The following is a 12,704-nucleotide window of genomic DNA, read 5'->3' as shown; positions in this document are numbered from 1 at the left end:
TATTAGTACGCCGGCGTCCGGCCGCCCGGTCCGGCGGGCAGGATTTAGTCATAGCTTATAGAATATGGAATCAAAATGCGGTGACGTGATCTGACTATGAAACTGCTATACCTTACGGACACCCACATCCGCGGTGACAACCCGCTCCACCGCCGCGACGATTTCCCGGCCACGGTCCGCGCTAAGCTCCTGGAGGTCGCCGGACTCGTCCGCGCCCTGGAGGTCGACGCAGTGCTGCACGGCGGGGACTTTTTCGACCAGCCGTCGCCGGAACTCTCCGTGGTCGGGGATTTCATCCGGATCTTCATCGAGATGGGCGTGCCCATCTACGTGGTCCAGGGGAACCACGACATTTTCGCCTGCAACCCGGACACCCTCGAGCACACCATGCTCGGGCTCCTGCACCGGGTGGGTACTCTTCACGTGCTGCGCCGGGGGGAGAGAGTGTACCTGGAGTCGCGGGGGGTGCGCGTCCAGCTGACGGGCACCCCCTTTCACTTCAATATGGACCGGGTGGACCCGTTGGCCGATTACTGCGTGACCAAGGAGGACTGTGACTACGCCGTCCACCTGGCCCACGGGATGCTTCTGGACAAACCCTTCTTTCCGGGGACGCCGCACACCCTGGTGAGCACGGTCGCCCCGCACACCGCGGCCGACTACACGCTGGGGAGTCACGCCCACTTCGGCTACCCGGACGTGGAGTGGGACGGCCGCTGGTTCATCAACCCGGGTTCGCTGGTCCGGCTTTCGGTCCAGCCCGGCGACATCCAGCGCACGCCGCAGGTGCTGCTGCTGGATTTTACCGGCAGCCGCCCGGTTCACACCAAGATTCCGTTGAAGTCGGCCCGGCCCGGTCATGAGGTGCTGGACGCCGGCCTGGCCGCCGCGGCAGCGGGACGCGACGGGCCGGGGACCGTTTTCGGGCGGTTCGACCGTCCCGAATGCTGCACCTACCTGGAGCCATCCGAGGTGCTCCGGGAAACCGCGCGTGCCGGCGGCTTCGCTCCCGAGGTGGTCGCGGCAGCCGCCCGGTGTCTGGCCCGTGCCGAAGGGAGCCGGGAGCGAGGGGCGCACCTCACGCACCTGGTACTGGAGAACTTCCAGTCGCACTTGCACACCGAGTTTGAACTGGCGCCGGGGCTGAACGTGATCCTGGGCGAGTCCGGCCAGGGCAAAAGCGCGATCGTCCGGGCGTTGCGCTGGCTTTTGTGTCGCGAGCCGGCCCGGGACGAGTACGTGCGGGCCGGCGCTCCCGGGTGCCGGGTGACTGCGGTCTGCGGCGACGGGCGGCGGCTGGTTCGGGAACACCGGCTGGCCGCGGCGCCGGACGGCGCCCCCGGAAGCGCGGTGCCGGCGGGTGCGCGGTTTTTGCCGGCCGGAGAAGAAGGTCTCCAGTGCGGGGGGCTTCTGGCGCTGGACCGGGAGACCGCCATCTGTTTGAGCGTGGCGCAAGAACGCGAGGGGCCGTTCTTGCTGGGCCTGCCGGGAGTGCTCCGGGCCCGGGCGTTGGAACGGATGTCTGGGGCGGCGCTCTTTGAGGCGGCCCGGGAAAACACCGCGGCGGGCGGCGGGGGCGCAGACCCGGAAGCGGTACGGGCCTTGCTGGCCCTGGCTGCCGTACGCGCCCGTGACGAAGCCCTGGCGCGGGCCGAGGAGGTGGTCGGCCGGGCGCTGAGTTTTGTGTTCGACGTCCCGATGGAGTTTAAGATCGCGCTACGGGAGGAGCGGCAGCCAGCAGAGGCGGACTTTCTGGTGAGTTCCGGGCGACCCGCTGACCCGACCCGCTGTCGCGGGTACCCCGAGCGGGTACCCCCGGGTACCCTGGGGGGCGGCCCCACGGCGGCGTACCTCAATGTGCACGGCGGCGGGGTCGGGGACGTGGTGTCCCTGGCCTTGCGGGTGGCCTTTCTAGAAGTGGCCCGCCCGGCGGTGCCCGGGCCGCTGGTGCTGGATGAGCCGGCGCAGCAGGTCAGTCACCGGTTCCTGTCCCGCGTGGCCCGCTTGCTGAAGGGGTTTACAGACTCGTTCGGCCGCCAGGTGATCGTCACCACCCACAACCAGCCCCTGTCGGGCACCGCGGACGCCGTGTTTGTGCTCCGGATCGAGTCTGGGGCGAGCGCGGTTCACGACCGGGGCAGCTCGATCCGGGCTAGCAGCTGGCGCGGGCGGCCGCCGGGTTAATCAATTGTCCTCGGGACAACGTCGTAAGGTGAGTTAGTTGCGAGAAGGGAACTGGGACGGAGAGGGGTGAGCGGTCTTGGCTTTGCGGTTTATCCTGGGGCGGGCCGGTACCGGCAAGACCCGGCTCTGCCTGGAAGAGATCCGGAAAGAACTGCGGCAGGCGCCCGACGGGCCGCCGCTTGTTTTTCTCGTGCCTGAGCAGGCCACCTTTCAGACCGAGTACGCGCTCGCGCTCACCCCGGGCCTGTCCGGGATGTTCCGGGCCCAGGTGCTGAGTTTTCGCCGCCTGGCCTGGCGGGTGTTCTCGGAGGTGGGCGGGGCGGCCCGCCCGCATGTCGGCGACGTGGGCAAGCGGATGATGCTCGCCCGGATTCTGGCGCGTCGGCGGAACGAACTGCGCCTCTTCGGGCGGGCCGCCGGACAGTACGGCTTTTCCGGTACCCTGGCGGGCGTGCTCTCCGAACTGAAGACCTACCTGGTCACCCCCGAGGCCCTGGAACAGGCCGTCCGCATGCTGCCCGGCACCGCCGAGACGGACTCCCTGCAGGCCAAGCTGGAGGACCTGCGCTTGCTCTACACCGACTTCGAACGTGAACTCGCCGGGAAATACATCGACCCGGACGACTACCTGACCCTGCTGGCCGCCCGGCTTGGGGAAAGCCCCACGCTGCGGGCGGCCGAGGTGTGGGTGGACGGGTTCGCCGGCTTCACGCCGCAGGAGTACGCGGTGCTGGAGGCGCTCTTGAAGGCGGCCGCCCGGGTGAACGTGGCGCTCTGTCTGGACCCGCGTTCGGGGCGGCGCGAAGATTTGGAGCTTTTCCAGGTGACCCGGGACACCCGGGCGCGGCTGGCCGAGTTGGCGCGCAAAAACGGGGTGGAACTGGAGCGGCCGGTGGAGCTGGCCGGGCCGCCGGCGCGGTTTCGGGCGAACCCCGCGCTGGCCCACCTGGAGCGGGAGTTCTTCCGCCGCCCTACCAAAAAGTTTGCCGGCCCGCCGGAGAACTTGCGCCTGGTTGCGGCCGCAAGCCGCCGGGCGGAGGTGGAAGGGGCAGCCCGGGAAATCCTGCGCTTGAGCCGGGAGCGGGGCTGGCGCTGGCGGGACGTGTCCCTGGTCGTCCGGAACCTGGCGGACTACCATGAACTCGTGGCCACGGTGTTCGCCGACTACGGCATCCCGTGCTTCATCGACCGCAAGCGCCCGGTCCGGCACCACCCGCTGGTCGAGCTGATCCGCTCGGCCCTGGAGACGGTGACCGAGAATTGGACCTACGATCCGGTGTTCCGGTACCTGAAGACCGACTTGGTGCCGGTATCCCGTGGGGACGTGGACCTATTGGAGAACTACGTGCTGGCCCACGGCATCAAGGGGGCGAAGTGGGCGGACCCGGAAGACTGGCACTACCGGCGCTCGGACGCGCTGAACCGACCCGTGCCTAACGGCACGGGTGCCCCGGCGCCATCCGACCGCGATCGGTACTTGCGGGAAAAGGTGAACCGCATCCGGCGGCGTGCGGCGCGGCACCTGCTGGACTTCCAGCGCCGCGTTCAGGCGGCCGGGACGGTGCGAGAGCTGACCGCGGCCCTGTACGACCTTTTGAGCGACCTGGACGTGCCCGGACGGATCGAGGAGTGGAGCCGGGAGGCCGAGACCGAGGGGCGGCTGGAGGCCGCCCGCGAACATCGGCAACTCTGGGACGGCGTGGTTGAACTTCTTGACCAGGTGGTGGAAACCCTGGGGGACGAGGCCCTGACCCCGGAGGAGTACGGGCGGATCCTCGACTCCGGGATGGACGGGCTCCAGCTCGCCCTGATTCCGCCGGCGCTCGACCAAGTGCTGGTCGGTTCCCTGGAACGGTCCCGGAACCCGGACATCCGGGCGGCCTTCGTGCTCGGGGTGTCCGAGGGTGTCCTACCAGGCCGCCACGGCGGCACCGGGCTTTTCACCGACCGGGAGCGGGAGGTGCTGCTCGCCGCCGGCCTGGAGGTGGCGCCCGACACCCGCCGGAAGGTCTACGAGGAGCAGTACCTGGTGTACATCGCCCTGACCCGCGCCGGCCACTACCTGTGGGTGAGCTACCCGTTGGCCGACGAGGAGGGGGGCGCCCTGGCCCCGTCCAGTGTCATTCCCCGGCTCCGGGAGCTTTTCCCCGGGCTCCGGGAAGAGACGCTGGCCCTGGAACCCGAGGGGACCGCGCCCGGCGCGGACCTTCCTTACGTCACGGCGCCCGGCCGCACCCTGGGCTTTCTGGTCACCAGGCTCCGGGACTGGAAATCAGGCGTGACGGTGGACCCGGTGTGGTGGTCGGTATTCAACTGGTTCGCTGCTCACGCCGGCTGGCGGGAGCGGTGCGCTCCCGTGCTGGCCGGCCTTTTTTACGAAAACCGGGAACCGCGCTTGGACCCGGAACTGACCCCGGAACTGTATGGGAGCCGGCTGGTGGTCAGCGTGTCCCGGCTGGAGGAATTCCGGGGCTGCCCGTTCGCCCACTTCGCCCGCTACGCCCTGCGGCTTAAGGAGCGGGACGTGTGTCGGCTGGCCGCGCCGGACATCGGGCTTTTTTTCCACGCCGCGCTCAAGACCTTCGAGGACCGGCTGCGGGAGGCCGGCATGGAGTGGGACGCGCTGGAGAGTGCGGACTGTACCCGGCTGGCGTCCGCAGTGGTGGAGGAACTGGCGCCCCAACTGCAGAGCGAGGTTCTCTTAAGTTCGCCGCGCCTCCGGTTCCTGACCGGCAAGCTGGAGCGCGTGGTGGAGCGGACCGCCGGGGTGATGGCCGCCCACGCCCGGCATAGCCGCTTCCAGCCGGTGGCGGTGGAAGTCGCGTTCGGGCCGGGGCGGGACGTGCCGGGGCCGGCGTACCCGCTCCCCGGCGGCGGCTCGGTGGAGCTGGCCGGACGGATCGACCGGGTGGACGTGGCCCACACCGATAACGCCGCGTACCTGCGGGTGATCGACTATAAGGCGGGACCCCGGAGCCTGGCGCTGGACGACGTCTACTACGGCTTGAACCTGCAGCTTTTGGTGTACCTGGAGGCTGGCCTCAGAGAGGCGGCGGCGCTGGCGGGCCGGGAGTGCCGGCCGGCAGGCGCCTTCTACTTCCGGGTACAGAACCCGCTCCTCAAGGGCGGGACGCCGGTGCCGCCGGCGGAGGTGGCGCCGCGCCTCTTGAAGGCTTTCCGCCTGCAGGGTCTGGTGCTGGACGATCCAGCGCTCCTGCGCCTGATGGACGACGCCATCGGGAGCGAGTCGGCGATCGTGCCCGCCGGGTTGAAGCAGGACGGGACGGTGAAAAAGAAGCCGGGCGTCGTGAGCGCGGCGCAGCTCGAACGGCTGCAGGAGCACGTGCGCCGGGTGGTTGCGGAAACGGCGGCGGAAATCCAGGCCGGCGTGGTGGCCATCGCCCCGTACCGCAAGGGTCAGGCCAACGCCTGCCGGTACTGCGCTTTCAAGCCGGTGTGCGCCTTCGACCCCCTGCTGGAATCGAACCGCTACCGGCAGCTCCGCGCCCTGACCGCCGGGGAGCTGTGGCGCCTGTTGGGGCTGCCGGAGGAGGATGAACCGGGCGATGAGTAGCAGAAACTGGACCGGGCCCCAAGAAGCGGCCATCGGCTGCCGGGAGAAGAACCTCCTGGTCGCGGCCGGTGCCGGCTCGGGGAAGACGGCGGTGCTCGTGGAAAGGGTGATCCGCCGCATTTCCGACCCGGCCGCGCCGGTGGACGTCGACCGGCTCCTGGTGGTCACCTTCACGAACGCCGCCGCGGCGGAGATGCGCAAGCGGGTGGCCGAGGCGCTGGAGCGCGAGCTGGAGAAACACCCCGGCATGCCGTTGCTGGAGCACCAGCTGCGGCTTCTGCCCCAGGCGGACATCACTACGATTCACTCCTTCTGCGCGGAACTACTCCGCCGGTACCACTACCTCATCGACCTGGACCCGGAGTTCCGGGTGGCCGACGAGACCGAAGCCGCGATCTTGCGCCAGGAAACCCTGGAGGAGTTCTTTGAAGAGCAGTACCGGGTGATCACCGGCGACCCCGACCTGGAGTTCCTGGTCGAGGCGTACGGGGGTGAACGGGACGACCTGAAACTACAGAACCTGGTGTCGGGTCTGCACCGGTTTGCCCGGAGCAATCCCTGGCCCGAGGCTTGGCTCGCGCGGGCCGCCGCCTTTGGCGCGGACCCGCAGGGTCTGGACGGGGACGGTCCGCTGGCGTGGGGCTTGAGGGACCTGGTGGGGACGGGGCTCGAGGCCGCCGTGTTTGAACTGCGGGCCGCCCTGGAAGCGGCAAAAGCGCCGGGCGGGCCAGCGGTCTACGCAGACGCGCTCGCCGCGGAGGTTGAAGGGACGGCGCGGCTCGCGGGCCTGGTGGCCGGTGATTGGGAGCCATTGCGGGCCGCCTTCCTGGCCTTTGGGTTCACGCCCCGGCTGCCGGCGGCCCGCGCCGGCGTGGATCAGGAACTAAAGGATCTGTGTTCCCGCTGCCGGAAGAAAGCCAAGGAGCGTATCCAGAACCTGAAGGAGACCTTTTTCGCCCGCCGCCCCGAGGAACTCTTAAGCGAGATGGCGGCCCTCGGCCCGGCGATGCGCCGGCTCGCAGCGCTGGCGGCCGATTTCGGGGAGGCCTACCGGACGGCCAAGCTAGCGCGCAACCTGGTGGACTTCGCCGACCTTGAACACTACTGCCTGCAGATCCTGCTGGCCCCGGGCTCCACCCCGGAGGCGCCCGTGCCCTCGCCGGTGGCGGCCGGACTCCGGGAATACTACGTCGAGGTGCTGGTCGACGAGTACCAGGACATCAACGCCGTTCAGGAGACCATCCTGCGCCTGGTGTCCAGGCAGGATGCCGCCGCGCCCAACCTGTTCATGGTGGGGGACGTGAAACAGAGCATTTACCGGTTCCGGCTGGCCGAACCGGCACTCTTTTTGGAAAAGTACCGCGCGTTTGACACGGGGGAGGACGCCGGCGGAGCCCGGCGCATCGACCTGAGTCACAACTTTCGGAGCCGGGAATCGATCATCCACGCGGTGAACGCGGTTTTCCGGCGGATCATGACTCCGGCGGTCGGAGAACTGGCCTATGACACGGCTGCGGAACTGGTATGCGGCGGCACGCCGGCCCAGCTCGAGGGGAGCGGCCCGCCCGTGGAGGTGCACCTGCTCGGGGCACCCACGTCAGTGGGTCGGGATACCGCCGGAACGGCGGATGACGAGCCGGACCGGTCGGACGAGGCCGACCTGACCGCCGTCCAGCGCGAGGCGCGGCTGGTCGCGGGGATCATCCGGCGCCTGGCGGGCCTCGGCGGGGAGTGCACGGTGCCCTACCGGGATATCGTGGTGCTGATGCGCGCCACCACTGGGAAGGCGGGCACCTACCTGGAGGAATTCCGTCGGCAGAACATCCCGGCGTACGCAAAGGTCGGCACGGGCTACTTCGAGGCCGTGGAAGTGGAGACTGTGCTGTCCTTGCTGAAGGTGATCGACAACCCGCACCAGGACATCCCGCTGGCCGGTGTGCTCCGCTCGCCCCTGGTGGGACTCGGCGCGGCGGAACTGGCCGCCGTCCGCCTCGCGGACAAAGAGGGCGACTTCTTCCGGGCGGTGGTGGCGGCGGCGGGGCAGGGCGGCCGCCTGGGCGCGGTCCTGGCGGGCTTCCTGGAGCGGCTGGAAAAGTGGCGCTCGCAGGCGCGGTGCGGGTCTTTGGCGGACCTGATCTGGGACGTGTACCGGACCACGGGTTACTACGACTATGTCGGCGGGCTGCCCGGAGGTGCCGGGCGGCAGGCCAACCTGCGGGCCCTATACGACCGGGCGCGCCAGTACGAAGCGACCGCCTTCCGGGGGCTGTTCCGGTTCCTGCGCTTCATTGAGCTGCTCCAGGAAGGGGGTCAGGACCTCGGGCCGGCCCCGGCCCTGGCCGAGAGCGAGAACGTGGTCCGGATCATGAGCATTCACCAGGCCAAGGGGCTGGAGTTTCCGGTGGTGATCCTGGCCGACATGGGCCGGCGGTTCTACATGCCGGACCTGAACGGGGAGGTGCTGCTGCACAAGGACCTCGGGCTCGGGCCATACTTCGTGGACCCGGGGGCCCGGGTCAGCCACCCCACCGCGGCGTGGCACGTCGTCCGGGAGAGGCTGCGCCGGGAGCAACTGGCGGAGGAAATGCGCATCCTGTACGTGGCGATGACCAGGGCCCGCGAGCGGCTGATCCTGACCGGCTCGGCGGGCCGGCTGGAGCAGGCCGTGCTCCGTTGGAGCCACGCGGCCGCCGGTGACGGGGAGACCCTGCCCGTGCCCGTGCTCGCGGAGGCCGAGAGTTTCCTGGACTGGGTGATGCCGGTTCTGATGGCGCACCCGGACGGCGAACCGCTGCGCCGCCTTGCCGTTCGCTCCCGCCCGGCGGCCGGAACGCCTAAAGACCGGTCCCGGTGGGAGGTGCACCTGCACCGGCCGGAGGACCTGGAAGAGGCGGCGGGGGCGGACCCGGACACGGCGGCCGTGCTCGAGAGCCTGCGCCGGCTGGCGCCGATACCCGCGGACGGCGGCCTGGACGAGGCGGTTCACCGGGCGCTGTCCTGGCACTATCCCTGGTCCGCCCTTGCCTCTTGCGGCGCAAAGATCTCGGCCACCGAGGTCAAGCGCCGTTTTGCGGCGGCCGCCGCCGGAGAGGAGGAAGTGCCTGCCGTTTTCCCGTACCGTGCGCCGCCCGCCCGCCCGGCATTCCTGGAAACCGCCCGGGGACTCTCGCCGCAGGCGTTCGGCCGGGCCATGCACGTGGTGCTCCAGCACCTGGACCTCGCCGGGGACTTGAGCGTGGACGGCATCCGCGCGCAGGTGGCCGGGCTGGAGGAAAGGGAGTTCTTGACGGCGACGGAGGCCCGGGCGATTGACGCTGAAAAGCTGGCCGGGCTGTTCGCGGGCGGCCTGGGGCGGCGCCTCGCCGGGGCGTTGTGGGTGCGCCGGGAGTGGCCGTTTTGCCTGGTCGTCCCGGCCCACGAGATTTACCCCGGGCTGGAGGGCCATCCGGAGGAGCGGGTGATGGTCCAGGGAATCATCGACTGCCTTTTCGCCGAACCGGACGGCCTGGTTCTGGTGGACTACAAGACCGACCGAGTGGGGCCGGGCGGCGAGGCCGCGCTGGCGGACCGGTACCGCGGGCAGTTGGATCTTTATGCCCGGGCCGTGGAGGCGGTCCTGAGACGGCGGGTTAAGGAGCGTTACCTTTTCCTGGTAATGACGGGTTCGGCCCAGATTATCCAGTAATATGCATAAACGGTTCACCCCCCGAGAACACTAAGCGCGGGTTTTAAGGAAGGGGGTGACATTAATGCCTGGCGAAATCAAATGCACGGTCACCGAGTGCGAATACAACCGGAACGTCAAGTGCGATGCCCCGATGATCCAGGTGGATCGGAACCACGCGAGCAGCGCGAAGTCTTCGGACGAAACCAAATGTGAAACCTTCAAGCGGAGAATGTAACGCGGAAAGACTGGCCCGAAGGCCAGTCTTTCAAAAACCTTGAAGGACGACAAGATCACCCTGGATTCCCGGGAGGAGATTGCGGCGGCGACGCCGTATCCAAACCCGGAGCGGGGTGTTCGTCATTTTGGGGATGTGGGAGTCTGATGCGCGTGAAGCTGATTATCGACGCGGACGCCTGTCCGCGTGGGGCCCTGGAGATCTGCCGGCGGCTGGGCCGTGCCTTCGACGTGCCGGTCTGGACCGTGGCCAGCTTCAACCACCGGATCGAATCGGACCGGCATATCGTGGTGGGGGACGCGCCCGAGGAGACCGACATCGCGGTCGCGAACGCGACGCGGGAGGGCGACGTGGTGGTGACCCAGGACTGGGGACTGGCGGCGCTGGTTCTGGGCCGCAAGGCCCGGGCGGTGTCTCCGGACGGGCGGGTATATCGCCCCGAGACCGTGGCTTTTCTGCTGGAGGAACGCGCCATCAAGTTCCGCTTCCGGCGCGGGGGCGGACGTACCAAAGGACCGCGGCGGCGCACGGCCGTGGACGACCGGCGCCTGGAGGCCGCCTTGACCGGCATCCTGCAGGCGGGAAAGCCGGGGAAGTAACGGATTTGGTTTACGGGCAACAAGTGGCAGCGTTTTTGGGGAACCTCAGGCGCGAAACGGTTGTCTGTTAAGTCAAATAGTGTCGTGGAGAGTCAGCCTGCAGCAAGAAGAACCGGGTTATCGAGGTAGGCAATGCTGAACAACGGTGAGGAATTCAAAGTACTGATATACAATTCAAGAAACCTCGTGGAGACGTTGCGCCTGGAAGAGCAGGAGATCTCTCCAATGCAAAGAGCCAGGCTCATGTTTCAGCTGCGCCTGGCCTATAATCTCACGCTCAAGCAGTGTCCCGACCAGCGGCTGGTCCGGGAACTCAAGGGCATTATTCAGGAGTGTGAGGGACTGCTCAGTTCCTAGCCCGTGTCTAGAGCGCTTCCGCGATTTCCTTCATCTGAGCCGGCGAAAGCTGGCCCCACATTCTGAAGGTGATCTCTCCTTCAGTCCACTGGAGATCACACCATTCTTCCCCGCGGATGACGATCTTGCCGGGATATCCTTTGACGGTCACCCGCTCCGGCACGCCGTTTTGAACGGGCGGTTCGTCATGGGTGCGGCCGGTCTTTTGCTGTTCGATACGCAGGTATTTGCCTTCCGGGTGCTCGTAATACAGGATCACCTTGCCGGTTTCCGCGCTGTGCGCCTCGTAGGTGATATCGGCCAACTTAAACCGTTCCGGCAGTAGCCGGGGGAACCTCACCGGGTAAGGCGCGGTCGCCTTCACCTCGTCGACGGTGAGACCGTGCTGGACGGCACGTTCCTTATCGGCGGTCCGGGTGACCGAGTCGGGCAGCGGTTCCTGGGTTTCGGAGGCGCTCTCCCCGGACGGCTCCGGAACGCCCATCAGCATCGGGGCCGCTTCCGGTTGCGGTGCTCCGGCCGAGGGCCCGACCGGTTCACCGCCGCCCGTGCCGAAGAGTTCGGCTCCACCTTTTTCGACCGGTGCGGACCGTTCGAAAGCCAACCTCTTCTTTGCATCGTCGGCCGCCACCTCGGTCTTTCCGGTCGAAGGGGCCTGTTCCGTCAGGGCGAGCGGCGCGAACAGCCGGTCGGCAATACCGGTCAGTTGCTGGAAAAAAGCCAGGGGCGCCACCAGGATGACCAGCATCAGGCAATAGGTGGCCAGACCCATCCTGGAGAAGGACCAGGGACCCAGGTTCACCCAACCGGAGCGGCGGGGATGGGCGTCCAGGTGTTGGCGAATGCGCCGCCACTGCGCGTCCCGCCGGGGCTCGGGGGCCGAGGCCATCCGGTGTTGGACCGCTTTGCGCATCAATGCTTCCCAGCTGTCTTCACTCCATTGACTGGACACCTAGCTCACCCCCCTTCCACCTTTTGTTCGGCGAAACCTGATTCCCGGAGCACACTCTCCAGGATCGCGCGGGCCTTCCGGAGCCGGGTCTTGACCGTGCCCTCCGGAATGTTCAGGGTTTCGGCAATTCTTTTGGTTGTCATTTCGAATTGATACTTGAGCAGGATCACGTCCTGGTACTCGGCGGCCAGACCGTCGATCGCGGCGCTGATCACCGCGTGCTCTTCCCGGGCTACCACCTGGAACTCCGGCAGTTCTTCCGGGGGGCCGGGCAGATGGGCTTCCTCCTGGGACCAGGCCTGCCGGTGCCGGCGCCTTATCTCGTCCCGGGCCTGGTTGACCGCGATCTGGATCAACCACGATTCGACCCGGGAGGAATCCTTCAACTGGTCAATTTTATCATATGCCTTCAGAAAAGTATTCTGGACCACGTCCTCCGCCAGCATCCGGTCGTGAGTGATAAAGTAAGCCGATTTGTAAACCGTCTCGTGGAACTGGTTAAACAGCTCCTCAAGGGCTTGGATGTCGCGCGCCACCAGTCTCCGTTTTAAGAATTCAAACGCCATGCGCCTTTTCACCCGGTGATTGTTTCGTGATGGGTCGCACAAAATCCTGTTTTCTGCCTAAGCGGCGGTGATAATTCCGCACCGGTTCCTCGGGCGTCGGCGTTCCGTTTTCAGGGCGCCTTTACATTTTTCAAGACGTTGTTGGGCCGTTTTTGGTTTTTTGGTTCTAGGAGAGTGGATGAAGGCGAGGAAAAACCATTGGCAGAGAATAGCCAGAGTTTAAATAGCCGGTTCGATACATAATATTCGGCAAACAGGCAGAAAAGGAGAGGAGCGGTTTGATCGGCAGTGACCTGGTCCGAGGTATGATCAAGCTCTACCTGAACGGGTACCTGTCCTACGACGAGATTTCAGGTTGGGCGGCAAACAAGTGCAGGAATACCGAGTTCATTGCCGATGCCGGCGATGCGGACAGCGAGGCCCTGCTCGACATATTGTCCCAGATGATGGAGGGTGGGGACGATGGCCGGCCTCTGGAGACCAAGGATTTCGAGGGGTTTCTGAAGCGGCTGGACCACGAAAGCAAACTGGGTGTTTACGACTGAAACGGGGGACGGCCGAAAGACCGTC

Annotated in this window: 9 protein-coding genes; 7 read left to right on the top strand and 2 right to left on the bottom strand. The window is 67.0% G+C overall.

Annotated elements, in window-relative coordinates; all coding sequences use genetic code 11:
- Positions 1-96: 96 nt before the first annotated feature.
- The 6 genes from DAUD_RS11570 (at position 97) to DAUD_RS06440 (ending at position 10,616) form a co-directional block, all read left to right on the top strand.
- Positions 97-2,184 (top strand): AAA family ATPase, encoded by a 2,088-nt coding sequence (locus DAUD_RS11570; protein WP_012302374.1) that lies wholly within the window; start codon positions 97-99, stop codon positions 2,182-2,184.
- Positions 2,185-2,260: 76 nt separating this feature from the next.
- Complete coding sequence (addB, locus tag DAUD_RS06455) at positions 2,261-5,758, top strand: helicase-exonuclease AddAB subunit AddB (RefSeq protein WP_012302373.1); 3,498 nt, start codon at positions 2,261-2,263, stop codon at positions 5,756-5,758.
- Positions 5,751-9,443: a helicase-exonuclease AddAB subunit AddA gene (gene addA, locus DAUD_RS06450; RefSeq protein WP_012302372.1), complete on the top strand. Its 3,693-nt coding sequence runs from the start codon at positions 5,751-5,753 to the stop codon at positions 9,441-9,443. The genes addB and addA overlap by 8 nt, the downstream gene beginning before the upstream one ends.
- Positions 9,444-9,507: 64 nt before the next feature.
- Entirely contained in the window at positions 9,508-9,660 is a 153-nt protein-coding gene (locus DAUD_RS12070; RefSeq protein ID WP_083756618.1) for a DUF1540 domain-containing protein, read from the top strand.
- Between the two features lie 146 nt (positions 9,661-9,806).
- A complete protein-coding gene (locus DAUD_RS06445) occupies positions 9,807-10,259 on the top strand; it encodes a YaiI/YqxD family protein (protein WP_012302371.1) in 453 nt (150 codons plus the stop codon).
- A 132-nt stretch (positions 10,260-10,391) separates the two neighbouring features.
- Positions 10,392-10,616: a hypothetical protein gene (locus tag DAUD_RS06440; RefSeq protein ID WP_012302370.1), complete on the top strand. Its 225-nt coding sequence runs from the start codon at positions 10,392-10,394 to the stop codon at positions 10,614-10,616.
- A 7-nt stretch (positions 10,617-10,623) separates the two neighbouring features.
- Here DAUD_RS06440 and DAUD_RS06435 read toward each other — a convergent pair whose 3' ends face one another.
- Positions 10,624-11,568: a DUF4367 domain-containing protein gene (locus DAUD_RS06435; protein ID WP_012302369.1), complete on the bottom strand. Its 945-nt coding sequence runs from the start codon at positions 11,566-11,568 to the stop codon at positions 10,624-10,626.
- Between the two features lie 5 nt (positions 11,569-11,573).
- Complete coding sequence (locus DAUD_RS06430) at positions 11,574-12,134, bottom strand: RNA polymerase sigma factor (RefSeq protein ID WP_012302368.1); 561 nt, start codon at positions 12,132-12,134, stop codon at positions 11,574-11,576.
- Between the two features lie 278 nt (positions 12,135-12,412).
- On the opposite strand from DAUD_RS06430, the gene DAUD_RS06425 reads away from it, so the two are divergent.
- A complete protein-coding gene (locus DAUD_RS06425; protein ID WP_012302367.1) occupies positions 12,413-12,679 on the top strand; it encodes a hypothetical protein in 267 nt (88 codons plus the stop codon).
- Positions 12,680-12,704 lie beyond the last annotated feature (25 nt).

The sequence above is a fragment of the Candidatus Desulforudis audaxviator MP104C genome (genome assembly GCF_000018425.1).
GTDB classification, from domain to species: Bacteria; Bacillota; Desulfotomaculia; order Desulfotomaculales; family Desulforudaceae; genus Desulforudis; species Desulforudis audaxviator.
The sequence above is the reverse complement of the archived record's forward strand: the minus strand, read 5'-3'. Positions and strand labels throughout refer to the sequence as shown.

Coding starts and splice junctions, on each gene's coding strand:
- DAUD_RS12070 (WP_083756618.1), top strand. CDS start 9,508: ATGCCTGGCGAAATCAAATGCACGGTCACCGAGTGCGAATACAACCGG.
- DAUD_RS06440 (WP_012302370.1), top strand. CDS start 10,392: ATGCTGAACAACGGTGAGGAATTCAAAGTACTGATATACAATTCAAGA.
- DAUD_RS06445 (WP_012302371.1), top strand. CDS start 9,807: ATGCGCGTGAAGCTGATTATCGACGCGGACGCCTGTCCGCGTGGGGCC.
- DAUD_RS11570 (WP_012302374.1), top strand. CDS start 97: ATGAAACTGCTATACCTTACGGACACCCACATCCGCGGTGACAACCCG.
- addA (WP_012302372.1), top strand. CDS start 5,751: ATGAGTAGCAGAAACTGGACCGGGCCCCAAGAAGCGGCCATCGGCTGC.
- DAUD_RS06430 (WP_012302368.1), bottom strand. CDS start 12,134: ATGGCGTTTGAATTCTTAAAACGGAGACTGGTGGCGCGCGACATCCAA.